The 23,053-nt window shown below is 69.0% G+C and carries 25 protein-coding genes; 17 read left to right on the top strand and 8 right to left on the bottom strand.

Annotation, left to right across the window (positions count from 1 at the left end; all coding sequences use genetic code 11):
• Window positions 1-51: 51 nt before the first annotated feature.
• The gene (locus ACIQTX_RS03950; RefSeq protein WP_402969162.1) at window positions 52-471 is read right to left on the bottom strand and encodes a MarR family winged helix-turn-helix transcriptional regulator; all 420 of its coding nucleotides are present in this window, start codon (window positions 469-471) and stop codon (window positions 52-54) included.
• A gap of 72 nt (window positions 472-543) precedes the next feature.
• Between ACIQTX_RS03950 and ACIQTX_RS03955 the strand changes: the two genes are divergently transcribed.
• Both ACIQTX_RS03955 and ACIQTX_RS03960 read left to right on the top strand, forming a co-directional pair.
• Complete coding sequence (locus ACIQTX_RS03955; RefSeq protein ID WP_402969165.1) at window positions 544-1,488, top strand: zinc-binding dehydrogenase; 945 nt, start codon at window positions 544-546, stop codon at window positions 1,486-1,488.
• Between the two features lie 17 nt (window positions 1,489-1,505).
• Window positions 1,506-1,913, top strand: coding sequence for a hypothetical protein (locus ACIQTX_RS03960; RefSeq protein ID WP_402969168.1), 408 nt, complete (start codon window positions 1,506-1,508; stop codon window positions 1,911-1,913).
• Between the two features lie 20 nt (window positions 1,914-1,933).
• On the opposite strand, the gene ACIQTX_RS03965 is transcribed toward ACIQTX_RS03960, so the two are convergent.
• Window positions 1,934-3,373, bottom strand: coding sequence for an MFS transporter (locus ACIQTX_RS03965; RefSeq protein WP_402969171.1), 1,440 nt, complete (start codon window positions 3,371-3,373; stop codon window positions 1,934-1,936).
• A 112-nt stretch (window positions 3,374-3,485) separates the two neighbouring features.
• Between ACIQTX_RS03965 and ACIQTX_RS03970 the strand changes: the two genes are divergently transcribed.
• The gene (locus tag ACIQTX_RS03970; protein WP_028500841.1) at window positions 3,486-4,175 is read left to right on the top strand and encodes a GNAT family N-acetyltransferase; all 690 of its coding nucleotides are present in this window, start codon (window positions 3,486-3,488) and stop codon (window positions 4,173-4,175) included.
• A gap of 18 nt (window positions 4,176-4,193) precedes the next feature.
• On the opposite strand, the gene ACIQTX_RS03975 is transcribed toward ACIQTX_RS03970, so the two are convergent.
• Entirely contained in the window at window positions 4,194-5,663 is a 1,470-nt protein-coding gene (locus tag ACIQTX_RS03975) for an oligopeptide:H+ symporter (RefSeq protein WP_028500840.1), read from the bottom strand.
• 114 nt (window positions 5,664-5,777) lie between these two features.
• On the opposite strand from ACIQTX_RS03975, the gene ACIQTX_RS03980 reads away from it, so the two are divergent.
• Together ACIQTX_RS03980 and ACIQTX_RS03985 are read left to right on the top strand one after the other, a co-directional pair.
• Window positions 5,778-7,163 carry a glycine--tRNA ligase gene (locus ACIQTX_RS03980; protein ID WP_402972949.1) on the top strand — a complete coding sequence of 462 codons (1,386 nt, stop codon included), beginning with the start codon at window positions 5,778-5,780 and terminating at the stop codon, window positions 7,161-7,163.
• Between the two features lie 247 nt (window positions 7,164-7,410).
• Window positions 7,411-9,087, top strand: a complete 1,677-nt coding sequence (locus tag ACIQTX_RS03985; RefSeq protein WP_402969175.1) for an ABC-F family ATP-binding cassette domain-containing protein — start codon at window positions 7,411-7,413, stop codon at window positions 9,085-9,087.
• 2 nt (window positions 9,088-9,089) lie between these two features.
• On the opposite strand, the gene ACIQTX_RS03990 is transcribed toward ACIQTX_RS03985, so the two are convergent.
• Window positions 9,090-10,058: a helix-turn-helix transcriptional regulator gene (locus ACIQTX_RS03990; RefSeq protein ID WP_402969178.1), complete on the bottom strand. Its 969-nt coding sequence runs from the start codon at window positions 10,056-10,058 to the stop codon at window positions 9,090-9,092.
• A gap of 68 nt (window positions 10,059-10,126) precedes the next feature.
• On the opposite strand from ACIQTX_RS03990, the gene ACIQTX_RS03995 reads away from it, so the two are divergent.
• Window positions 10,127-11,284 (top strand): epoxide hydrolase family protein, encoded by a 1,158-nt coding sequence (locus tag ACIQTX_RS03995; RefSeq protein WP_402969181.1) that lies wholly within the window; start codon window positions 10,127-10,129, stop codon window positions 11,282-11,284.
• Between the two features lie 70 nt (window positions 11,285-11,354).
• Entirely contained in the window at window positions 11,355-11,837 is a 483-nt protein-coding gene (locus ACIQTX_RS04000) for a hypothetical protein (RefSeq protein WP_402969184.1), read from the top strand.
• Between the two features lie 30 nt (window positions 11,838-11,867).
• Here the strand turns inward: ACIQTX_RS04000 and ACIQTX_RS04005 are convergent, their stop codons facing one another.
• Genes ACIQTX_RS04005 through ACIQTX_RS04015 form a run of 3 tightly spaced genes read right to left on the bottom strand, consistent with a single transcriptional unit; the run spans window position 11,868 to window position 14,188 of the window.
• Window positions 11,868-12,293 carry a DUF1801 domain-containing protein gene (locus ACIQTX_RS04005; protein ID WP_402969187.1) on the bottom strand — a complete coding sequence of 142 codons (426 nt, stop codon included), beginning with the start codon at window positions 12,291-12,293 and terminating at the stop codon, window positions 11,868-11,870.
• Entirely contained in the window at window positions 12,290-12,862 is a 573-nt protein-coding gene (locus ACIQTX_RS04010; protein ID WP_402969190.1) for an HhH-GPD-type base excision DNA repair protein, read from the bottom strand. Before ACIQTX_RS04010 ends, ACIQTX_RS04005 begins: the two co-directional genes overlap by 4 nt.
• 24 nt (window positions 12,863-12,886) lie before the next feature.
• Entirely contained in the window at window positions 12,887-14,188 is a 1,302-nt protein-coding gene (locus tag ACIQTX_RS04015; protein WP_402969193.1) for a glutamyl-tRNA reductase, read from the bottom strand.
• An 87-nt stretch (window positions 14,189-14,275) separates the two neighbouring features.
• Between ACIQTX_RS04015 and hemE the strand changes: the two genes are divergently transcribed.
• Window positions 14,276-15,298: a uroporphyrinogen decarboxylase gene (gene hemE / locus ACIQTX_RS04020; protein ID WP_402969196.1), complete on the top strand. Its 1,023-nt coding sequence runs from the start codon at window positions 14,276-14,278 to the stop codon at window positions 15,296-15,298.
• 3 nt (window positions 15,299-15,301) lie between these two features.
• On the opposite strand, the gene ACIQTX_RS04025 is transcribed toward hemE, so the two are convergent.
• Window positions 15,302-16,204 (bottom strand): NAD(P)H-binding protein, encoded by a 903-nt coding sequence (locus ACIQTX_RS04025; protein ID WP_402969199.1) that lies wholly within the window; start codon window positions 16,202-16,204, stop codon window positions 15,302-15,304.
• A gap of 67 nt (window positions 16,205-16,271) precedes the next feature.
• Between ACIQTX_RS04025 and ACIQTX_RS04030 the strand changes: the two genes are divergently transcribed.
• The 9 genes from ACIQTX_RS04030 (at window position 16,272) to hemB (ending at window position 23,046) form a co-directional block, all read left to right on the top strand.
• Window positions 16,272-16,634, top strand: coding sequence for a metalloregulator ArsR/SmtB family transcription factor (locus tag ACIQTX_RS04030; RefSeq protein WP_028500830.1), 363 nt, complete (start codon window positions 16,272-16,274; stop codon window positions 16,632-16,634).
• Between the two features lie 26 nt (window positions 16,635-16,660).
• Window positions 16,661-18,250 carry a protoporphyrinogen/coproporphyrinogen oxidase gene (locus ACIQTX_RS04035; RefSeq protein WP_402969202.1) on the top strand — a complete coding sequence of 530 codons (1,590 nt, stop codon included), beginning with the start codon at window positions 16,661-16,663 and terminating at the stop codon, window positions 18,248-18,250.
• Window positions 18,251-18,400: 150 nt separating this feature from the next.
• Entirely contained in the window at window positions 18,401-18,850 is a 450-nt protein-coding gene (locus ACIQTX_RS04040) for a hypothetical protein (protein ID WP_402969205.1), read from the top strand.
• 1 nt (window position 18,851) lies between these two features.
• On the top strand, window positions 18,852-19,259 hold the full coding sequence (locus tag ACIQTX_RS04045; protein ID WP_021198266.1) for a phage holin family protein: 408 nt from the start codon (window positions 18,852-18,854) through the stop codon (window positions 19,257-19,259).
• Complete coding sequence (locus ACIQTX_RS04050) at window positions 19,246-19,518, top strand: hypothetical protein (RefSeq protein ID WP_105527437.1); 273 nt, start codon at window positions 19,246-19,248, stop codon at window positions 19,516-19,518. The genes ACIQTX_RS04045 and ACIQTX_RS04050 overlap by 14 nt, the downstream gene beginning before the upstream one ends.
• A 78-nt stretch (window positions 19,519-19,596) precedes the next feature.
• Window positions 19,597-20,277, top strand: coding sequence for a hydrogen peroxide-dependent heme synthase (hemQ, locus tag ACIQTX_RS04055; RefSeq protein WP_028500826.1), 681 nt, complete (start codon window positions 19,597-19,599; stop codon window positions 20,275-20,277).
• Between the two features lie 5 nt (window positions 20,278-20,282).
• The gene (hemC, locus tag ACIQTX_RS04060) at window positions 20,283-21,278 is read left to right on the top strand and encodes a hydroxymethylbilane synthase (protein WP_402969210.1); all 996 of its coding nucleotides are present in this window, start codon (window positions 20,283-20,285) and stop codon (window positions 21,276-21,278) included.
• On the top strand, window positions 21,275-22,072 hold the full coding sequence (locus ACIQTX_RS04065; protein ID WP_105527439.1) for a uroporphyrinogen-III synthase: 798 nt from the start codon (window positions 21,275-21,277) through the stop codon (window positions 22,070-22,072). The genes hemC and ACIQTX_RS04065 overlap by 4 nt, the downstream gene beginning before the upstream one ends.
• A complete protein-coding gene (gene hemB, locus ACIQTX_RS04070) occupies window positions 22,069-23,046 on the top strand; it encodes a porphobilinogen synthase (RefSeq protein WP_402969214.1) in 978 nt (325 codons plus the stop codon). The genes ACIQTX_RS04065 and hemB overlap by 4 nt, the downstream gene beginning before the upstream one ends.
• The last annotated feature ends 7 nt before the right edge of the window (window positions 23,047-23,053 follow it).

Raw genomic sequence — 23,053 nt, forward strand, 5'->3', positions numbered from 1 at the left:
GCCGGTCGAGTGGCCGGTCGAGTGGCCGGCCGATCGGCCGACCGGCGGGGCTCAGGGGAGCATACGTCGCAGCAGCGCGGTCAGAGCGCCGCGATCACCCGGGGGCAGCAGCGCGGTGAGCGGCGTCAGCGTCTCGCGGAGGGCGATGCTGAGCGCATCGGCGATGTCCCGTCCCTGATCGGTGAGTACGACATCGACAGCGCGCGCATCCTGTTCGTTCGGTACGCGTGCGAGCAGCTCTTTGCGCTCGGCTCGTGCGACCAGCCCGGTCATCGTGGACTTCTCCAGCCCCAGGTACTCGGCGAGGTCACTCATGCGCAGTCGTCGATCTCGCAGGATCGCGAGGACGCGCAGTTGCGTCAGTGACAGGCCGGCGTCGGCGGCGAGCCCGGTGAGTGCGCCCATGGTCATGAACGCCGTCTGCCCGAGGGCATCTATGAGGTCGTCGTCGTCGGAGATGTCGCGGGCCATGATCCGAGCATAGTTGACGATGTTCGTATTACGAACTAGATTCATTCGTAATACGAACCAAAGGAGATCATCATGTACGCAGCTGTCGTCAACTCGTTCGGCGCCGCACCCATGTGGCAGCCGTTTCCGGAGCCGGAACCACGCAGCGGCGAGGTCGTCGTCGATGTCCTCGCGGTGGGGGTGCACCCGAGGGTCAGATCGCAGGCCGACGGCTCGCACTACACGAGCGAAGGCTCCCTTCCGCTCATTCCGGGAGTGGACGGCGTCGGCCGTTTCCCCGACGGCACCACGCGCTACTTCGCGGTGGCCAGCGACACCCGTGGATCGATGGCTGAGCGCGTGGCCGTCGATCCGCGAGCCAGCGTGATCCTCCCGGAGGGCGCCGACCCCGCCGCGATCGCCGCTGCAGCGAACCCCGTCATGTCGTCGTGGGTCGCGCTGCGTCATCGCATCTCGTTCCCGCGTGACGCTCGCGTGCTGATCCTCGGCGCGACGGGTGCGGCGGGAACGGCGGCCGTCCAGGTCGCGAAGCACCTGGGGGCCGCGCAGGTCATCGCGAGCGGTCGCAACGTCGCTCGGCTTGCAGGGCTGCCGGGCCTCGGCGCCGACGAGATCGTGCCGCTGGGCGACATCGATGCGCTCGGACGTGCCGCCGCCGACGTCGATGTCGTCCTCGACTACGTGTGGGGTGACCCGGCCGTCGACGCGATGCGTGCGGTGGTGACAGCCAGGGAGAAGAAGGGTTCCAGGCTCGACTGGATCGCCATCGGCTCCTCTGCCGGTCAGGAGGCGCAGATCCCTTCGGCAGCGCTCCGGTCGTCCGGTCTCACGATCGTCGGCAGCGGCCAAGGCTCGGTCGGCCGCTCGGCTTTCGTCGCGGAGCTTCCCGAGATCGTCAAGGTGATCGCGGAGGGGACGATCGTGAGTGCATCGACGGCCGTGCCCGCGTCCGAGGTCGAGGCAGCGTGGAACGCCACCGGCGGGTCCGGGGACAGCCGACTGGTGCTCACGTTCTGACTGAGTAGGATCATCGGATGCCACGACCTGACTGGACCCCGCACCGTCGCGATGACGGTGAGCTGCTCGGCTGGATCCATCCTGTGGGCGACGACTGGGTCGCCGTCGACGTGCTCGGGCGGCCGGCATCCGCTCCCACCGAATGGCTCGACGCCGAGGCCGCACTCGAGGAGCACGGCATCGCCTGGCTCGCCGATCCGTGGATGCTCGAGGGGCAGAGTGAGGATGACCGCCCGCTGCGGGTGCGCATCCTCGAGGTGACCCCGGACGAGGAAGGCGTGCCCGGCCGAATCGTCGTGAAGATCGACGACTTCGGCGACATGAGCCGTCCGGCGACCGCGCAGTTCATCGTGGAGTGGCCGATCCCGGACAGGCTGCGTCCGCCGCGCGCCGACGATCCGGACCCGCGCACGATCTCCCGCTGACGCCGTGCGGAACTGCGCGTTCAGCCGGGCAATGACGGATGCTGCTCGGTGGAGCGCTGCTTCGGGATGAACAGTGACAGCACCACCGCGATGACGCCAGCCGCGATCGCAAGCCAGAAGCACACCTCGAAAGCGGTCCTGGTGGGCACTGCCACGCCGTTGATGTCGATGCTCATCGCGGCGAGGACGCCGCCCATCACGGCCGAGGCGCTGGATGTGCCGACCGAGCGGAACAGCGCGTTCAGTCCGTTCGACGCGCCGGTCTCGTTCGCGGGGACCGAGCGCATGATGATCATCGGCATCGCGGCGAACGTGAACCCGATGCCCACGCCGATCAGCAGGTTCGCGACGAGGACGTGCCACACCTCGCTCGACCACAGCAGGACGAACACGTAGGCGAGCACGATCGCGGTGGCGCCGACCGTGAACAGTGGGCGCGGACCCACGGTGCGCTCCAGCCAGCCGGAGAGCGGTGAGATCACCATCATCACGAGGCCTGCAGGCATGATCACGAGCGATGCGGCGACCATGTCGAGGCCGAAGCCCCCGCCGATCGACGGAGCCTCGAGCATCTGCGGGAACGTCACGTTCGAGGCGAACAGCGCGAAGCCCATGCCGATCGCGGCGATGTTCGTGAAGAGCACGGCGGGGCGTGCGGCGACGCGCAGATCGAGCAGCGGGTCCTTCGTGCGCAGCTGGTACCAGCCCCATACCAGCAGCACCATGAGTCCGCCGATGATGCAGGTGAGCGTCAGCGGCGATGTCCACCCCCACTGCGCACCCCGCGAGACGAAGAGGAGGAGACCGGTGAGGCCGATCGCGAGTCCGATCGCACCCAGCACGTCGAGCCGGCCGGGGGAACGCAGGACATCCTCGGGGATCACAGCCAGCACGAGGACGAGGCCGACCACACCGAGCGCGGCGGCGAGCCAGAAGAGCATGTGCCAGTCGGCGTTCTGGGCGAGCAGGGCGGCAACCGGCATCCCGATCGCCCCGCCGACGCCCATCGTGGCGCTCATGAGGGCGACCGCTGTGCCCAGCCGCTCGGGCGGCAGCACGTCGCGCATGATGGCGATGCCGAGGGGAACGACCCCTGTGACGGCGCCCTGCAGTGCGCGGCCGATGATCACGCCGATGATCGAGCCCGAGACCGCGGCGATCACGGAGCCGAGGATCAGGATGGCCAACAGCGCGATCACGACGCGGCGCTTGCCGTACATGTCGCCGAGGCGGCCCGAGATCGGGGTGGCGACCGCGGCGACGAGCAGCGTGATCGTGACGACCCAGGTGGTGTCTTCGCGAGAGGCGTTCAGCAGCTGTGGAAGCTCGGCCTGCAGCGGCACGACCAGCGTGAACATGAAGGAGGAGCAGAGCCCCGCGAAGGCGAGGACGGCGACGATCGCCCACTTCGGCGGGGTTCGGGAGAGGCGCTTCCTGGCTCTGTCATCACTCGCACCCACCGGCTCAGGCTATCGGCCATCGAGAGGTGCGGGGTCGATCGGTGCTGACCGGGATGGCGTGGGAACCGCATCCCGATTCCTCGAACGGGCCGAGGAGGGGCAGACTGGGTGCGTGCGAACCATCCGTGATCTCGACACCGTTGAACTCATCCTCGACGCGCAGGGCCTGCTCGACTCCATCAGGGGTCCGCAGCGCGTGGTGGATGCCGGCACCCTGCGCGCCCTGCAGCAGTCGGGCAACTACGTCGTCGGCTTCTTCGACGGCGAGGGCGACGAGGAGCGCATGGTCGGTGCATCCATCGCCTTCTTCGGCGAGCCCGCCCGGCGTGCGATGCACTCGCACATCACGGCACTGCTGCCCGAGTACCGCGGGCGTGGCTGGGGGCGCGAGCTCAAGGAGCACCAGCGTCAGTGGGCGTTCTCCCGCGATGTCGGTCGCATCACCTGGACATTCGATCCGCTCGTCGCGCGCAACGCGCACTTCTTCTTCACCGTGCTGGGCGCGCGAGCGACCGGCTATTCGATCAACCGCTACGGCATCTTCGGCGGCGGTGACGCGGGTGATGAGAGCGATCGGCTCGATGTCGAATGGGCGCTCGCCGACATCGCCAAGCCCCCGGCCGACGACACGGTCGTCGAGACGCTGGAGATCCCGGCCGACATCGAGTCGCTGCGCGTCGCCGACCCGGCAGCGGCCCACGAGTGGCGCACCCGTCTGCGCGCGCAGATGGAGGGCCTGCTCGGCAGTGGCCTGAAGATCGCCGGGTACGACAACGCACGCGGCTACCTCTTCACGGCCTGATCCCGCGGTGGAGTGGGCTCAGCGCACCCCGCGCATGAGCTTCAGCACGGGCTTCACGCTCAGCAGCAGTCCGAGGCCGACCACGATGGCGATGCCGCCGAGGATCGAGAAGTACGGCACCTCGTCGTCGGGGTTGTAGAACTGCACGAGCCAGCCCGAGATCGCCGTCCCGAGCGCGATCGACAGGAAGAACAGCGCGACCATCTGCGTGTGGAATGCAGCCGGGGCGAGCTTCGTCGCCACCGAGAGGCCGACGGGGGAGATGAGAAGTTCCGCGACGGTGAAAACGAACAGGATGCCGACGATCGCGAGCAGCGGCGTGGAGTTCTCCCCGCCGCCGGCGAACGGGAGGAAGAGCAGGAATGCGGCTCCCATGATGATCGCGCCGAGGGCGAACTTCGTCGGCGTCGAGGGCTGACGCTTTCCCAGTCGGGTCCAGATCGCGGCGAAGACGCCGGACAGGATGATGATGAACACCGGATTGATCGACTGCACCCACGACACCGGCATCTCCCAGCCGAACAGGTTCCGGTCCAGGCGCTTGTCGGAGTAGACCGTGAGCACCGTGAACTGCTGCTGGTACAGCGACCAGAAGGCGACACTGGTGACGAACAGCGGCAGGAAGCCCCACACACGCGAGCGCTCGGTGGCGTCGATGCGCCGGCTCGAGAGGATCACCGCGAAGTAGGCGACCGCCGCGATGATCGTGCCGTAGATGACCAGGGTCGCGAGGTTGTCGGCCTTGATCACTCCCGTGAGCACCAGTACGGCGATCAGCACGATCGCGGCCGCCGCGATGATCCCGACCAGCGGGTAGCGCGAACGGGGGAGCGGATTCGGCACCTCGCGTACCGAGGCGGGCAGTGAGCGGCGGCCGAACGAGTACTGCACGAGTCCGAGAGTCATGCCGATGGCGGCGAGTCCGAAGCCGTAGTGGAAGCCGAGCGATGACTGCAGGATGCCGGTGAGGATCGGCCCCATGAAAGCGCCGAGGTTGATCCCGAGGTAGAACAGCGAGAAGCCGGCATCCCTTCGCGGGTCGTCAGCGCTGTACAGGCTGCCGACGACCGAGGTCGCATTCGCCTTGAGCCCGCCGGAGCCCAGGGCCACGAGCACCAGGCCGACTCCCACCCCGACGGCGCCGGGCAGGAACGCGAGCGCCAGGTGGCCCGCCACGATCACCATCGCGCTGACGAAGAGCACCCGCTCGGAGCCGAACAGCCGGTCCGCGAGCCACGCGCCGAGGATCGTCGACAGGTAGACCGAGCCGCCGTACGCGCCCACGATGCCGCCCGCGACCGCCTCCGGGATGCCGAGGCCACCCTGCGAGACCGAGTAGTACAGGTAGATGAGCAGGATGCCCTGCATGCCGTAGAAGCTGAAGCGCTCCCACATCTCCACGCCGAAGATGTGCACCAGGGCCCACGGCTGACCGAAGAAGCGGGTGTCGTCGTCGCGGGTCCGCGGTGTTCGCGCTGCAGTGCTCATGCCAGGACGGTACTCCGGCGCAGCCGCTGAGGCCAGGGAGCGCGCGGGAACCCCGGATAGAATGGCATGCCCGTGATCACGGGTGTCACCACGCATCCGACCATTGGAGCCACCATGGCCGAACAGTCCCGCCTCGCCAAGGTCATCGCCCTCGCCCGCCACCGCGGGTTCGTGTTCCAATCGGGTGAGATCTACGGCGGTTCGCGATCGGCCTGGGACTATGGTCCCCTCGGCACGGAGCTCAAGGAGAACATCCGCCGCCAGTGGTGGCAGACGTTCGTGCGCGGCCGTGGAGACATGGTGGGCCTGGACTCCAGCATCATCCTGCCCAAGCGCGTGTGGGAGGCTTCCGGACACGTCGAGACGTTCACCGACCCGCTCGTCGAATGCCTGCAGTGTCACCGTCGCTTCCGTGCCGACAACCTCATCGAGGACTTCGAGGCGCGCAAGGGACGCAAGGCCGAGAACGGCCTCGCCGACATCCCGTGCCCGAACTGCGGCACCAAGGGCCAGTACACCGAGCCCAAGGCCTTCTCCGGTCTGGTGAAGACCTACCTCGGTGTCGTCGACAACGAGTCGGCCCTGTACTTCCTGCGCCCCGAGACCGCTCAGGGCATCTTCGTGAACTTCTCGAACGTGCTCACCGCGAGCCGCAAGAAGCCTCCGTTCGGCATCGGCCAGGTGGGCAAGGCGTTCCGCAACGAGATCACCCCCGGCAACTTCATCTTCCGCACGCGCGAGTTCGAGCAGATGGAGATCGAGTTCTTCACCCCGCCCGCAGAGGCGCAGGAGTGGTTCGACCACTGGGTCAAGGCTTGCTGGAACTGGTTCATCGATCTCGGCATCGACCCGGAGAACATGCGTCAGTTCGACGTGCCGGAAGACGACCGCGCGCACTACTCGGCCGGCACGATCGACGTCGAGTACCGATTCGGCTTCGTCGGCAAGGAGTGGGGCGAGCTCATGGGCGTCGCCAACCGCACCGACTACGACCTCTCCAGCCACAGCGAGGCGTCCGGCCAGAGCCTGACGTACTTCGACCAGGCCACGGGCGAGCGCTACACCCCGTACGTGATCGAGCCGTCGTTCGGCCTCACACGCGCCATGATGGCGTTCCTCGTCGACGCGTACGTCGAGGAGCAGGTGCCCAACGCCAAGGGCGGCACCGACGTGCGCACGGTGCTCAAGCTCGACCCGCGCCTCGCCCCGGTCAAGGCCGCCGTGCTGCCGCTGTCGCGCAACGAGAAGCTGTCGCCGCTCGCCCGCGAGGTCGCCGACACGCTCCGGGCATCCTGGGCCGTCGACTTCGACGACGCCGGCGCGATCGGCCGCCGCTACCGCCGTCAGGACGAGATCGGAACCCCGTTCTGCATCACGGTCGACTTCGACTCGCTTGACGACCGTGCCGTCACCGTGCGCGACCGCGACACCATGGCGCAGGAGCGGGTCGGGCTCGACGACCTGCACGCGTACCTCGCGGAACGCCTGCGCGGCGCCTGACCACGTAGCAAGAGACCCCGCCGGCCCATGAAGGCCGGCGGGGTCTCTTGCATGTGGGAGCCGATGGCTGGTAGCGTCTCGGCCCGTGGGTACTCTGAACCGATAGATCGGGACGCCGCGTCGAGTCTCTCCGCGGCGGGTCCTGAGCGAGCGCGCCGGTGATCGGCGTGCTCGAGGTTCATGTCAGACGCGCATCAGACGATGTGCCGTCCCGTGACGCGCAGCCGCGTCGCGGAGAGGAGACCTCATGTTCCCTGCATTCCCCACCCCCGCTCTTGCTCCATCGGCTCACCGGACCTGCGAACTCCGTGCCGTGTCGGTGCGCTTCGCCGACCGGCTCGTGCTCGATCAGATCGACCTCGTAGTCGGTGGTCGGGATCGCCTGGCGATCGTCGGCGACAACGGTGCCGGCAAGTCGACGCTGCTCGAGGTGCTCGCCGGCGTGCGCACTCCGAACGCCGGGCAGGCGCAGATCGCTATCCCCGGCGGCGTCGCATTCGCTGCGCAGGCACCGCGTGTCCACGCGGGCGCGACGATGACGGATGCCCTGGACGCGTTCCTCGCCGACCTCAGGACGCTCGAACGGAAGATCCAGACCGGATATGAGCGGTTGGCGGATGTCGAGTTCCCATCGGAGGCGGAGGGTCTCGCCCGGCTGATCGAAGAGTTCGAGTCCCGTGACGGGTACGGCGTCGACCGGCGAGTGGACTCAGCGCTCGACCAACTGGGGCTCGGCGCGCTCGATCGGGATCGTCCGTTCGACTCGCTCTCCGGTGGTGAGCGGGCGCGCGTCGCGCTCGCGGCCGCGCTCTCAGCCCAGGCGGAGCTGCTGCTGCTGGATGAACCGACGAACGACCTCGACGAGGGCGCACTCGCCTGGCTGGAGACCCGCATCCGGGCCCACCGCGGCGCTCTCGTCGTGGTCACCCACGATCGCGCGTTCCTCGACCGGTTCGCACGCGACATCGTTCATGTGGAGGGCGGTGCCCTGCGGCGCTACGGCGACGGTTACCGCGGATATCTGGTTGCCAGGGCCGTCGAACGACAGCGGATGTCGGAACGCCACGAGGCCTGGAAGGCGGAGATCGCGAGAAATGAGGCCCTCGCCGCGACAAACGCGTTCCGTCTCGACGCGATCCCGCGCAAGCTCGAACTCGACGGATTCGGACATGGTGCCTTCCGCGCGCGGAGCCGCGACCACGGGGCGAGGGGCCGCATCAGGATGGCGAAGGAGCGTCTGACCCGGCTACGGGCCGGGCCGTGTCCACCCGCTCCCGAGCCCCTGCGTCTTGCGGCCGATCTCGACGCGGATGCCGCAGTCGTCGAGGGGGTGCTCATCGCACTCGACGATGTCCGGGCAGCGGAGCCGTCGCTGCGAATCGACTCCCTGTCCCTGTCGGCGGGCGAGCGATGGCTTGTGACAGGGCCGAACGGTGCGGGCAAGACGACACTGCTGCGGCTTCTTGCGAGGGAGCGGATGGCGGAGTCCGGTACGGTCGCGCTGCGCGAGGGGACACGGGTCTCCTGGCTGCGTCAGGAGGTGTCGACGCCGCGTCAGGGCACGGTCGCCGAGGAGTTCTCCCGCTCGTCGGGAGTCCACCCCTATGACGCCGCGGAGGCCTTGCTGCGCTTCGGCCTGTTCGCCGAGGATGACCTCGAACGGGAGGTGCGCTCGCTGTCGGTCGGTCAGCGTCGGCGACTGGACCTCGCCGTCGTGCTCGCCGACCCCGGGGACGTGCTGCTGCTCGATGAGCCGACGAACCAACTGGCCCCCGAGCTCGTCGAACAGTTGGAGGCGGCGATCGATGGACACCCTGGCGCGGTCGTCACGGTCACCCACGACCGGCACTGGATCGACGGCGCCCGGCGGCGCGGTGCGAAGGAGATCCGTGTCGACCACGGAACCGCCGACGTGAGGGCATGAGGCTATGCGCGCGTCCTCGATCCGGCCACGGCACGCGCATACCGCTCGGAGAGCAGCTGCAGGCGGGGGAGCAGCTCGGGCGGGCTCTCGACCGTGAAGTCCATCATCAGCATTCCGATGTAGGCGGCGACGGTGTCGAGGCTGTCTGCGCCGGTGACGAGGATGCAGTGCTCGTCGTCGACCGGTTCGACCACGCCGACCGCAGCGTGGATCCGGTCGAGCACGGCCGCAGCCGGAGCATCGATGCGCAGCCTGGCGTGCACGATCCACCCGCTCACCGCGATGGTCCGCATCGCGAAGGCCGTGTAGTCGCCGCCGGGGAGCGGCTGCGGGTCGAAGCGGCGATGGGTCGGCATCCGCAGCTCCATCCAGTCGACCCGGTACGTGCCCCACTCCGCGGTCTGCGGGTCGCGCGCCACCAGGTACCAGCGACGCACCCAGGTGAGCAGTCGATACGGCTCGACCAGCACGGGCGCGCCCTCGTAGTCGAAGCGCAGCCACTCCTCGTTGCGGATCGCACTCGCGATGGCCTGCAGTGATGCGGCGTCGACCTCTGGGTCGGGGGCGTCGGTGTCGTTGTTCTCCGGCGCCCGGTCGACGCTCGATCGGAGCGCGTCGACCGTGGGGCGCAAGTGCGACGGCAGCACCTGTTCGAGCTTGGCGAGTGCTCTGGCCCCCGACTCCGCGATTCCCGCGATGCCGGCCGCGGCGCGGAGCCCGACCGTGACCGCCACGGCTTCCTCATCGTCGAGCAGCAGTGGCGGGAGCCTGCCACCGGCGCCGAGACGATATCCACCGACGGAGCCTCTCGTGGCGTCGACCGGGTAGCCGAGGTCGCGCAGTCGCTCGACGTCGTGCCGCACTGTGCGGGATGAGACGCCGAGCCTCGAGGCGAGCTCTGTTCCGGAGCGCTCAGGACCGGTCTGCAGCAGTGCCAGCAGCGCGAGCAGTCGAGCGGTCGGATCTGCCATCGGAACTCCTCGAAAGCCATGCATCCATTAGGAACGAATCCAACCTAATGCCCTCATACCTTCGAGATATGGAAAACACGACGCTCACCTTCAACCCCTTCACCGTCTCGGTCTCCGCCGCCGAGGTCGCCGATCTTCAGGATCGCCTCGCCCGCACCCGCCTTCCGCAGCCGTCGCCGACGGATGACTGGGATGCCGGCACTCCCAACTCCTACCTGCGCGAAGCCGTCGCCGCCTGGCGCGACTTCGACTGGGCCGCCGCCCAGGAGCGGATCAACGCCGTCCCGCACTTCACCACCGAGGTCGACGGCCAGACGATCCACTTCATCCACGTGCGCTCCGCTCACGAGGGCGCGACGCCGCTGCTGCTCGCCCACACCTATCCCGGCTCCTCCGTCGACTACCTCGACGTGATCGACCGGCTCGTCGACCCGGTGGCCCACGGCGGGCGTGCAGAAGACGCGTTCGACGTCGTGATCCCGGATGCGCCGGGTTACGGCTTCTCGCAGCCCCTCGCCTCACCGGGCTGGACGGTCGGGAAGGTCGCCGAGGCCTACGACCGGCTGATGCGCGGACTCGGCTACGACGGCTACGGCATCCACGGCTCGGACAACGGCGCCATGGTCGCGCGCGAGCTCGGACTGCTGAACCCGGAGGGCTTCCTCGGGCTCCACGTGCTGCAGCTGTTCTCCTTCCCCTCGGGCGACCCTGCCGAGTTCGAGAAGCTCGAACCCGCGGACTACGCCGGCCTCGAGCACATGCAGTGGTTCCAGTCGGTCGGCGGGTACAACACGATGAACGCCTCGCGTCCGCAGACCGTGTCCGTCGGGATCAGCGACTCCCCGGTCGGGCTGCTGGCGTACAGCGAACTGTTCAACTCGTTCGGCAACGGCACGTCTCTGGTGCCGTTGGAGAAGATCCTGCTCGAGGTCAGCGTGAACTGGTTCGCGAACGCGGCATCCGGCATGAGCCGCAGCTACCTGGAGAACGCCAGGGCCGACGCCGCGGCCGAAGGTGCCGAGGGCGCGGAGCCGCGCATCAACGCCGCTCGCACCGGGGTCGCGGTCTTCGCGGACGACTTCCAGACGATCCGGGTCTTCGCCGAGCGCGACAACTCGAACATCGTGCACTGGAGCCGCTTCGACGAGGGCGGGCACTTCGCCGCTCTGGAGCGGCCCGACCTGCTCGCCGAAGATATCCGCGCATTCTTCGCCACGCAGTCCTGACGCTTCGCCCTGGCTCCTTCATCCAGACCCACCCGTGCGACCGTCGCGCGGGTGGGTCTAGCATGTCGGCATGTTCGAGTCGTGGAGCGAGTTCAACGTCGCGATGGCGGGGGCGACAGCCGCGCTCGCCGGACTCGTGATCGTCGCCGCGAGTGTGAACATCGCCGAGATCGTCAAGTCGCGCACGCTGACCGCGCGGCTCCTCGCCGGGATCGCCGCCCTGCTCCTGGCCCTTGCGGTGTCGGCGCTGGGACTGATCCCCGGCATCGACGGCCCCTGGTTCGGCGTCGCGGCCGTCGCCGCGACGTTGCTGGCCGCGGTGTTCCAGGTGCACGCTACGCGACTCATCGCGACCGACCCGAGCCCCGAGGACCGTGCCCGACCGCTCAAGTACCTGGTCGGCTTCCTGCCGATCTTCGCCTATCTCGCCGCGGGTGTGCTGGTGTGGATCGGGCATCCGGCCGGGCTCTACCTCGCGGCTGCGGGCTGCTTGCTCGCGATCGTCTCGGCCGTGGTGGTGTCGTGGGTCGCGCTCGTCGAGGTCTTGCGCTGAGCGGGTGCTCGCGGAGACGGGACTCGCGCGTCAGCCCGTGACGGTGAGCTGCACCTCGGGGGTGCCGCCCGCCTCGACCCAGGCCAGCGAGCGCTCGAGGATGCCTCGCAGCACGTCGAGGTCGATCTGCTCCAGGTCCTTGATGTACAGACAGCCGACGCCGGTGGTGTGCGGGCCGAGCTTCGCCAGGGCCTCGGTGTGCTCGGCCACGCCGTCGAACAGGTAGATCGTGGTCGCGGCCTTGCGCGGAGCGAAGCCGAGCAGTCCACTGTCACCTTCCGTGCCGGTGGGGTAGCGGTAGTGGCATGAGCCGAACCCGATGATCGTGCCCCACGTCTGCGGCTCGCGCCCGGTGATCTCCTGCATGAGCGCGGTCAGCGTCTCGGCATCCCGTCGGCGGACCGCGGGGGAGGAGCGGGCGATGAGCCCCGCGACGTCATCACCCGTCGGCTTCATTTCGCTTCTTTCGCCGCGGCCTTCATCGCCTTCTTGTGCTCGCGCACCTTCGCGAGCGAGTCGGGCGAGACGATGTCGGCGACGCTGCGATACGAGCCGTCGTCACCGTACGGAGCGGATGCTTCGCGCCAGCCCTCTCCCGTGAAGCCGTACTGCTTGCCGAGGAGCGCGAGGAAGATCTTCGCCTTCTGTTCGCCGAACCCGGGGAGGGCCTTCAGCCGCTTCAGCACCTCGGGGCCTGAGGGGGCGCCCTGGGTCCACAGGGCTGCGGCGTCGCCGTCCCAGTCGTCGACGAGGGTCTGGCACAGCGTCTGCACGCGCGTCGCCATGGACCCTGGGAACCGATGCACGGCGGGCGTCTGCTTGAACGCCTCGAGGAACTCGTCCGGTGCCATGTGCGCGATCGTCGCGGCGTCGGCCGCTCCGGTGCGCTGCTCGATCTTGAGCGGACCGGCGAACGCGGTCTCCATCGGCACCTGCTGGTCGAGCAGCATGCCCACCAGGAGCGCCAGCGGGTTGTCGGTCAGCAGCTCGTCGGCGGCGGTGTCTCCGGTGATGTGAAGGGCCATGCCTCCAGTGTGCCACCGCAGACGTCAGGCGGTGGCTGCGTCCTCGCCGGCAGAGGCGTCGGCCTCGGGTGCGATGCCGTAGAGGGTGGCCAGTGCCGCGGTGAACTCGTCGGCGCGGCCGGCCGCGGCGAGCTCGTGAGCGCGCACGGTCGGGGTGTGCAGCAGCACGCCGGAGAGGTGACGCAGAGCCTGCTCGACCTTGCCGTCTTCGTCGCCCCGCGCGCGGGCGCGATCGATCTCGCGCTCGAGCAGCTCGAAGATGTGCGAGCGGAGGGCGACCACTGACGGGGTCACGCTCTGGCGCGCACCCACCACGTGGAAGGTCTCCGCGGCCTCGCGGACCACGCTGCGTGCGGCGTCCGTCGCTTGCAGCTCCTCGAGCGGTGCGTGCAGGCGGATCGTCTCGAGGTCGAGCAGCGCGACCCCTTCGAGTGCAGCGACCGCCGGGTCGACGTTGCGCGGCATGCCGAGGTCGACCACGAGCTGGCTGTGTGCACCGACGGGGCATCCGGCGGCTGCGAGGCCGGTCGGCAGCTGCAGGTGCTCGGGGCCGAGCACGGGCTCCGTCGCAGTGGTGCAGGTGATGAGCAGACTCGACCGTGCGGCGGTGCGGGCGTACTCGTCGGCGGGGACCGGACGGATGCCGTGCTTCGCGGCGAAGACTTCGGCGCGACCCGAGGGCGAGTACACGGAGATGTTCACGGCGCCGCGCTCTCGGAGCGTGGCGAGGGTGACCGCGGCGTAGGCGCCGGTGCCGACCAGCAGCACGCGCTCGGCCGACCAGTCGGCGATGCGGCTGTCGGCCAGCTCGAGCGCGAGGCGCACGAGCGAGCGGCCGGCACGACCGAGGGCGGTGACGTTCTTGACCTTGCGCTGAGCCTGGCTGGCGCGCTGGAACAGACGCTCGAGCTCTGGCGAGGTGGTGCCGTCCTTGCGGGCGGACTTGAGGGCGCGGCGCACTTGCCCTGCGATCTCGCCCTCGCCGGAGACGACGGATTCGAGGCCGGAGGCGACGGAGAAGAGGTGCTCGGCCACGCGGCGACCCGAGTGCACGGTGTAGGCGCCGTCGAGGTCGGCGGCTGCGATGCCCGTCGCGGACTCGACCGCTTCGATCACGGCTTCGACGCCGATGGCACCGGCGGCGGTGACCGGTTCGTCCATTTCCACGTACGCCTCGAACCGGTTGCACGTCGCCAGGACGACCGCACCCTGCACGCACGGCGTCATGCCCACGATGGTGGGAGCGACGTCGTCGGGGGTGCGGCTCAGGCGTTCGAGCAATTCGAAGGAGGCGGTCTTGTGACTCGCCGTCACACACAGCAGCACAGATCGAGTGTACCGGAGGCTCCGGCGGTGAGGATTCGAACGGCCGAATTCGGCGGCTCCATAAGAGGCGGATGGGAGGATGGACTCATGGCCCTCTCCGACGCTCCGCTCCTGCGCGCCCTCGCCGGCGACCGCCCGGCCCACGCCCCGGTGTGGTTCATGCGACAGGCCGGCAGGTCGCTTCCTGAGTACCGTGACCTGCGCGTCGGGACGCGGATGCTCGACGCCTGCCTCACCCCCGCCCTCGCCGCCGAGATCACCCTGCAGCCGGTGCGCCGCCACGGGGTCGACGCGGCCGTGTTCTTCAGCGACATCGTCATCCCGCTGCGCCTGGCCGGCGTCGAGGTGGAGATCGAGCCCGGTCGCGGCCCGGTGTTCGCGAACCCGGTGCGCACGGCGGCCGACGTCGAGCGCATCACCGCCATCGACCCGGATGACCTCGACGGCACGGCCATCGCCGAGGCCGTTCGGCTCGTCACGGCAGAGCTCGGCGACACCCCGCTGATCGGTTTCGCGGGTGCACCCTTCACGCTCGCGGCCTACCTCGTCGAGGGCGGCCCCTCCAAGGAGCACTTGCGGGCACGGGCCATGATGCACTCCGACCCGGATTCGTGGAACCGTCTCGCGGGCTGGCTCGCCAAGGTCTCGCGCCGATTCCTGGAGACGCAGCGCGACGCCGGAGCATCCGTCGTCCAGCTCTTCGACAGCTGGGCCGGATCCCTCAGCACCGCCGATTACCGCACCTTCGTGGCCCCGCATTCACATGCGGCGCTTTCGGGTATCGGCCTCCCGACCATCCACTTCGGTGTCGGGACCGGCCCGTTCCTCGCCGACATGCGTCTCGACGGGGTGGCCGACGGCGTGGGGGTCGACTGGCGGCAGCCGCTCGACGAAGCCGCCGCGATCCTCGGACCGGATGTCACGGTGCAGGGCAACATCGACCCGGCGCTGCTGTCGGCCCCGTGGCCGGTGCTGGAGGCGCACGTGCGCGACGTGATCGAGCGTGGCCGTGCGGCGCGCGCGCACATCCTGAATCTCGGCCACGGCGTACCGCCGGAGACCGACCCCGACCAGCTCACCCGCATCGTCGAACTGGCGCACACGGTCTGACGTTCAGGCGCCCCGCGTCCGCCGCAGTCGCCGCATGACCCGCAGATCGTCGAGGGTGAAGCGGCCGACCGGGAGCGCATCGCGGATGCTCTGGTCGTCGAACGGGCGCGAGGGGCGGATGCCGATCGGAGCCTCGGGGGCGAACGGCGCCGCCTCGCTCACACCCTCGGCGAGCATCCGTGCCTGAGCCTTCGCGACGAGCGGCACGACCATCGTCCACTCGGTCAGTTGGGCGAGCACTCGGACCATCCACGTCGGCACGGGGATGAATGCCGGACGACGCCCGGCGACACGAGCGATGCGGCGGATGGCCTCGCCGAGCGTGACCTCGTCCGCGCCCATGACCGCGATCGTCGGATCCGGGATGCGGCCTTCGAGTGCGGCGATGAGCACATCGACCGCATCGCGAACCGGGACAGGACGCGCCGTGCGCTCGCGATAACCGACGGTCCAGAAGAGCGGCAGGGTTCGCACGGCTTTGGTCACGTGGTCGACCATGTGACCGCCGGGGCCGTAGATCATGCCGGACTTGAGGATCGTGTGCGCGATGCCGGAGCCGCGGACGATCTCCTCCGCCTCCCACTTCGACTCGTGATAGCCGGACCCGCAGTCGGGGCGTGCCCGGAGGAAGCTGACCAGCACGATGTGCTGCACCCCTGCGCGGCGGGCGGCCTCCACCACAGCCTTCGTGCCGTCCACGTGCACCCGGCGGAAGGTCTGGTCGCCGATCTCGCGGTTGATGCCCGCACAGTGGGCGACGGCGTCGCAGCCCTCGAATGCTGCGGTCAGCGCGTCGACGTCTGTGATCTCGACGCCGCTGCGACGGGAGATCACGACCGCGTCGTCGAGACGCTGGGCGAGATTTCTTCCGACGAATCCCGTGCCGCCCGTGATCGCAACCTTCATGGTGCATCTCCTTCGCTCATTAGCTATGCGGCTAAATGCTATCTAGCAAAGGTGCTATATTGCAACCATGGCAGACAGCGCGACCGACATCTTCGCAGCGCTCGCGCATCCGACGCGGCGCCAGATTCTCCAGGACCTCAAAGACGGTGAGCTCGCGGCCGGTGAGATCGCCGCTCGCTTCTCCGCGAGCGGGCCGACCATCTCCCGCCACCTGAGCGTGCTCCGACAGGCGGGCCTCATCAGTGAGCGCCGCGATGCCAACCGCATCCTCTACTCCCTCGTCGGCGAGCGGCTCGCGCTCTCGGTCGGCGACTTCCTCTCCACGGTGTGCCCGGAGCAGATCGTGCTGCGAGAGGTGCGCAAGCGCGGCCGCGGTGAGGCCGCCCCTGTCGAGGCTGCCCCTGTCGAGGTTGCCCCCGTCGAGGCCTGAGCGCCCCCGGTGGGAGAATTGAGGGCATGACCCCTGAGCCCTCTTCCGCCGAGCCGTCCGACCTCGCCGCTCGCGCGGCGGAAAAGCACGTCGTCGTCATCGGCGGCGGCATCGGAGGACTCGTCGCGGCTCGGGAGTGCGCGAAGGTCGGCATGCGGGTCACCCTCCTCGAGGCCGCGGACGACGTGGGCGGCGCGATCCGAAAGGTCGAGCTCGACGGCGTGACCGTCGATGCCGGGGCCGAGAGCTATGCGACCAGGGGCGGCCTCGTGCGCGCACTCGTCGAGGAGCTCGGTCTGGCCGACCGCATCGTGACCCCGCAGGCAGGAGGCGCCTGGCTCGCCGGCATCCCCGGTGTGGGGGCGGCGCCCCTGCCGGTAGGCGGCATTCTCGGTATCCCCGCGAACCCGTTCCAGGACGATGTCCGTCGCATCATCGGCTGGTCCGGCGTGTGGCGCGCGTACCTCGACCGCGTGCGTCCGCCGCTCACGATCGGACACCAGCTCAGCCTCGGCAAACTCGTCGGATCGCGCATGGGAGCGAAGGTGCGGGATCGCCTCGTCGCGCCCGTGACGACCGGCGTATACTCGGCGTCTCCCGACGATGTCGACATCGATGTCGCTGCCCCGGGACTCAACAGCGCTCTCACCAGGGTCGGATCCCTCTCCGGCGCCGTCCAGGCGCTGCGCGATGACGCCGCCGCCAAGTCCACGGGGTCTTCGGCTCCCGGGTCATCGACCGCGGCGAAGGCGCCGGGGGCGGCGGTCGAGGGCCTTTCCGGCGGAATGAGCGTGCTCGTCGATGCGCTCGCCGCCGACCTGACCAGCCTCGGGGCAGAGGTGCGGACGGGTGTGCGGGTGCGCAGCGTCCGGAAGTCGGCGACGACCTGGTCGGTCGAGACCGAGGTCGCGCCCGCCGGTGGCACTCTCGCGAGCGCCGACGATGCGGATGCGCTCGCCGCAGAGCTGCACGCCGCCGAGATCGCTGCAGTGGAGCCGGTGATCGAAGACATCACCGCCGACGCCGTCATCATCGCGACGCCCGAGTCCACCGCGCGGGATCTCCTCGCCACGGCCGTTCCCGCGCTGACGAGGACCGAGGCCGCGTCGTCGCCCGAGATCGAGATCGTCACGCTCCTCCTCGATGCGCCTGAACTGGAGGTCGCCCCGCGCGGCACCGGTGTGCTCACGGTTCCGGGGAGCCACACGGCCAAGGCGCTCACGCACTCGAGCGCGAAATGGAGCTGGGTGCGTGATGCCGCCGGCGCTCGGCAGGTGGTGCGGGTGTCGTTCGGCGCCCAGGGAGAGCCTGCGGCCACGGCGGAGCTGAGCGATGAGGCCGCCGCAGATCTGGCCCGGCGCGAAGCTGCTGCCCTGCTCGGAGTCGCCATCGCACCGGAAGCGGTGATCGCATCGCATCGCGGCCGTTTCGTCCAGTCGCAGCCCGCCTCGATCATCGGCTCCGGAGAGCGCCGCGCTGCTGCGCGTGCGGCGGTCACGGCGGTCCCGGGTGTGGCTGCGGTCGGCGCCTGGCTCGCCGGAACCGGCCTTGCCCAGGTGATCCCGGATGCGCGGGACGAGGCCGATCGCCTGCGACGCGCCCTGTTGTGGGAGTGAGAGCGCGCTCCGTGTCAACCCTCTGACCCATAGATGCCGAAATCGGCATACGGGGTTACGCTGGGTACCTGGCCGCGGGGTGTGAGAGCCTGTGGTCGATCCCAACCGGGCGAATCTGGCCGGACTACCGGAACAAGGTGAGGAGACCCCATGAAGGGGAAGATCGGACTCGTCGTCGGACTCGGCGTGGGCTACGTCCTCGGCACCCGTGCCGGACGTGAGCGCTACGAGCAGATCAAGACGCAGTGGCTGAAGGTGTGGCACCTCGATCCCGTGCAGGAGCAGGTCTCCAAGGTCAAGGGCTTCGTCGGCGATAAAGCCGCGGCCGTGCCCGGAGCGCTCTGGACCGGTGTCGTGAAGGTCGCGAAGTCGGTCAGCGGCAACGGCACGCCCGGTCAGCGGCTCGACTCCGCCATCGCCACCGGCAAGGAAGCGGCGGAAGACCTCGCCGAGGCGACGGAGGAAGCGGTCGAGGCGGCGAAGGCCACCGCGAAGTCGACCACGCCTGCGACCAAGCCCGCGGCGAAGACCGCCGCCAAGAAGCCTGCCGCGAAGAAGCCTGCGGCTGCCAAGCCCGCAGCCAAGAAGTCCGGCGCCTGAGATGCCCCGCGGATACCGAGATCGTGCCGACGACAGTCTGCTGACCCTCCTGGGGGACCTGCCCGAACTCGTCACGAATCTGGTCAAGGCTGAGATCGATGCCGCGAAGGCGTGGATCTCGCGCACCTCGAAGGATGCCGGCATCGGTTCCGTGTGGTTCCTCGTCGCGCTGTTCTTCCTGTTCTGGGCGGTGCCGGTGATCCTCGTGTTCGCGATCGCCGGGCTCTCCTCCTGGTGGCCCGTGTGGCTCTCGGCGATCGCGGTGTTCGGCATCCTGATCCTGGCCGTGCTGCTGTTCGCGCTTCTCGGGATCCTCAAGTTCCGCAAGGTGCTCGCGCGCCAGAACCCGGCGCAGGCCGTAGCCGAAGACATCCGACTCGTGAAGGAGGCCGGCGATGACGAATTCTGAGTCGCTGCCGCGCACCGCCGTTCCCGGCGGAATCGTCGACCCGGTCACCTCGGCCCGCGCCGAGTTGAAGGCTGCCCTGGCGGCCATCGAGGTCAAAGGCAACATCCCGCGCCGCGTCGAGAAGGCGTCGACGCGTGCGGTGGCGAAGGCCCGGGTCTTCGCCGATCGCAATCCGATCGGTGCGATCGCTGCTGCGGTCGGTATCGCTGCGGTCGTGGGAGGCGTGGTCTGGGGGATCGCGCGCGTGATCTCGCGCTGAGGCGCAGCATTCCAGGATGCCGCAAACAGCCCCTCGGGTGATTAGCGGCTCCTGCGCAAACGAGGCAGACTGGGGAGCATGATGTCCGAAGAGCGCGATGAGAACCCGTCCGGCTTCACCCTCTGGGCTGTCTGGCGACGAAACCCCGACGTCCCCGTGACGGAGACCGACGCCACGGAACTCGAGACGATCGTCTCCTACATCGAGGACTCGGGCGTCACCGTCCGCGGCTTCTACGACGTCTCCGGCCTCAAGGCCGACGCCGATCTCATGGTCTGGCTGCACGGCGAGACTGCCGAGGAGCTGCAGAAGGCCCTTCGTCGCCTTCGTCGCACCGAGCTGCTGCGTTCCCTCCTCCCGGTGTGGAACGTGATGGGCGTGCACCGTGACGCGGAGTTCAATCGCGCGCACGTCCCCGGATTCCTCCGAGGTGTCGAGCCCAAGGACTGGCTGTGCCTGTACCCGTTCGTCCGCACCCCGGAGTGGTACCTCGCGCCCGAAGACGAGCGCCGCAAGATGCTCGCCGACCACGGACGCAAGGGTGCCGCGTTCACGGGCGTGATCGCGAACACCGTCGCGTCCTTCGCGCTCGGCGACTACGAGTGGCTGCTGCCGCTCGAGGCCGATGAGCTCACCGACCTCGTCGACCTGATGCGCGACCTCCGTTACACGGACGCACGTCTGTTCGTGAAGGAGGAGGTGCCGTTCTACACGGGGCGCAGACTCCGGTTCGACGAGATCGCGGACGTTCTCCAGTAAACGCCATGAGCACCCCCATCCGTCTGGGTACCCGTCGCAGCGCGCTCGCGCAGGCGCAGTCGGGTCATGTCGCCACGGCCCTCGAGAAGCTCTCGGGGCGCCAGGTCGAGCTCGTCCCGATCACCAGTGAGGGCGACACCAATCGTGCTTCGCTCTCCGAGATCGGCGGCCAGGGCATCTTCGCCACGCGACTTCGCGAGGCACTGTTCGCGGGGGAGTGCGACTTCCTCGTGCACTCCTTGAAAGATCTGCCGACGGCCATCCCGGACGGTCTCGTGATCGCGGCGACTCCGAAGCGGGAGGATCCGCGTGACGTGGTGCTCACTCGCGACGGCGTCCCGCTGCACGAGCTGCGTTCAGGCAGCACCGTCGGCACCGGCTCGCCGCGCCGCATCGCACAGGTGCACCGACGTGCGCCAGGCGCCGAGGTGGTCGACATCCGCGGCAACGTCGACTCACGACTCTCACGGGTCGCATCCGGTGAGCTGGATGCCGTGATCCTCGCGGCTGCCGGTCTCTCCAGGCTCGGAGCGAAGTCGCCACTGCGGCGCGAAGAGCTCGGCCTCGCCGAATGGCCGACCGCGCCAGGGCAGGGTTCGCTCGCCGTCGAGACCCGTGCGGATGCTCCCGAAGAACTGCTCATCGCCCTCGCCGGGCTGGACGATGCGGAGACCCGTCTGGCCATCACGGTCGAGCGCGCGATCCTCCAAGGATTGGACGCCGGATGCCAGGCGCCGATGGCGGCGCACGCAGTGGTGGAGGGCTCCTCCATCCGTGTCAGAACCGTCGTCTACGCCGTTGACGGCAGCCGCCGGATCGGGCTCGACGTCACCGAGCCGCTGAACGGGGAGTATATTCGTCGGAACGGCAGTGGCAATGGAGCGGATGCTGCCGATGGTGCAGACCCGATGCACGCAGCGCGCGAGCTCGGGTTCACTGTTGCCCGTCGGCTGCTCGATCAAGGGGCAGCCGGCCTCGTATCCCGAGAGCAATCCTCATGACCACTTCCGAAATCAAGCATGACCGACCGCTGGACGGCTGGCGCATTCTCGTGCCCCGTGGCGGGCCTTGGGGCGACAGCGTCGCCGCGAGTCTGCGGGCGCTGGGTGCTGTGCCCGTCGTCGCACCGCTCATCAACTTCGCCCCGACGACCGACCAGGCGACGCTCGACACCGCGCTCGCGCAGCTGGCAGCGGGTGAGTTCGACTGGTTGACGGTCACGAGCGCGACCACCGTCGATGTGCTCTTCGCCCACCGGGCGGTCGTTCCGCGGGAGACCAGGATCGCCGCCGTAGGCGAGACGACCGCCGCGGCTCTGCAGGCGGTCGGCTATGAGGTCACGCTGGTGCCGGAGCAGGACAATTCCGCCGAGGGGATGGCGCAGCAGCTTATCGCCCTCGAGAAGGAGCCCCGTCGCATCCTCGCCCTTCGCAGTGAGATCGCGAAACCCGTGCTCAGCCGGCTGCTCTCCGAGGCGGGACATGATGTGCACGGCGTCGTCGCCTATCGCACCGTCGGTGTGCCGGTGACCGAGCGCATCCGACGCGACGTCGAGAACGGCCGGATCAACGCGATCCTCATCACCAGCGGCTCGGTCGCCGAGCAGGTGCGTGAGCAGTTCCCGGAGATCCCCGATGAGACGCTGCTCGCGGCGATCGGACCACGGACCGCGAACGATGCCCAGCGCGCCGGACTTCCGGTGTCGGTGGTCGCCGATCGTCAGACCATCGACGCCCTGATCGATGCCGTCTCGCACTTCACCCTCCCGCACGCGGCCGACGAGTTCGCGCCGTGAGCTTCCCCGATGTCCGGCTGAGGCGACTGCGTCAGTCCCGGGCCGTTCGCGATCTCGTGCGTGAGACGTCGCTGCAGCCGCGTCAACTCGTGCTGCCCCTCTTCGTGCGCGAAGGCATCGACCAGGCCGTGCAGATCGGGTCGATGCCCGGCGTCGCCCAGCATTCGCTCGACTCGCTGCGTGCGGCAGCGGTCGAGGCCGCGGAGACCGGTGTCGGTGGCGTGATGCTGTTCGGCGTGCCGGCAGTGCGCGACGCCGTGGGGTCGGGTGCCGATGATCCGCGCGGCATCCTGAACGTGGCGACAGAGGCGCTGGCCGCCGAGGTCGGCGACGCGCTCGTGGTGCAGACCGATCTGTGTCTGGATGAGTTCACCGATCACGGTCACTGCGGTGTGCTCGCAGCCGACGGCTCAGTCGACAACGACGCCACGCTCGAGCGGTACACGTCCATGGCGCTCGCCCAGGCTCGTGCCGGCTCGCAGATGCTGGGGTTGTCCGGGATGATGGACGGCCAGGTCGCAGTCATCCGCAAGGCGCTCGACGCCGAGGGCTTCACCGACACACTACTGCTCGCCTACGCGGCGAAGTACGCGAGTGCCTTCTACGGACCGTTCCGCGAGGCCGTCGACTCTCAGCTCAAGGGTGACCGCCGCACGTATCAGCTCGACCCCGGCAACCGGCGCGAGGGTGTGCGTGAGGCTGTCGTCGATGAGGCCGAGGGCGCCGACATCGTGATGGTGAAGCCGGCGATGGCGTTCCTGGACGTGCTGCGCGAGGTGCGCGACACCGTGAGTATTCCGGTGTGGGCATATCAGGTCTCCGGCGAGTACGCGATGATCGAGGCCGCCGGTGCGAACGGGTGGATCGACCGTCGCGCGGCCATCCTCGAATCCCTTCTCTCCATCCGCCGTGCGGGTGCCGACGCGGTGCTCACCTACTGGGCCACCGAAGCGGCCGGCTGGCTGCGCGACTGACTTCTCC

The sequence above is a fragment of the Microbacterium sp. NPDC090281 genome (assembly GCF_044769635.1).
Lineage (GTDB): Bacteria > Actinomycetota > Actinomycetes > Actinomycetales > Microbacteriaceae > Microbacterium.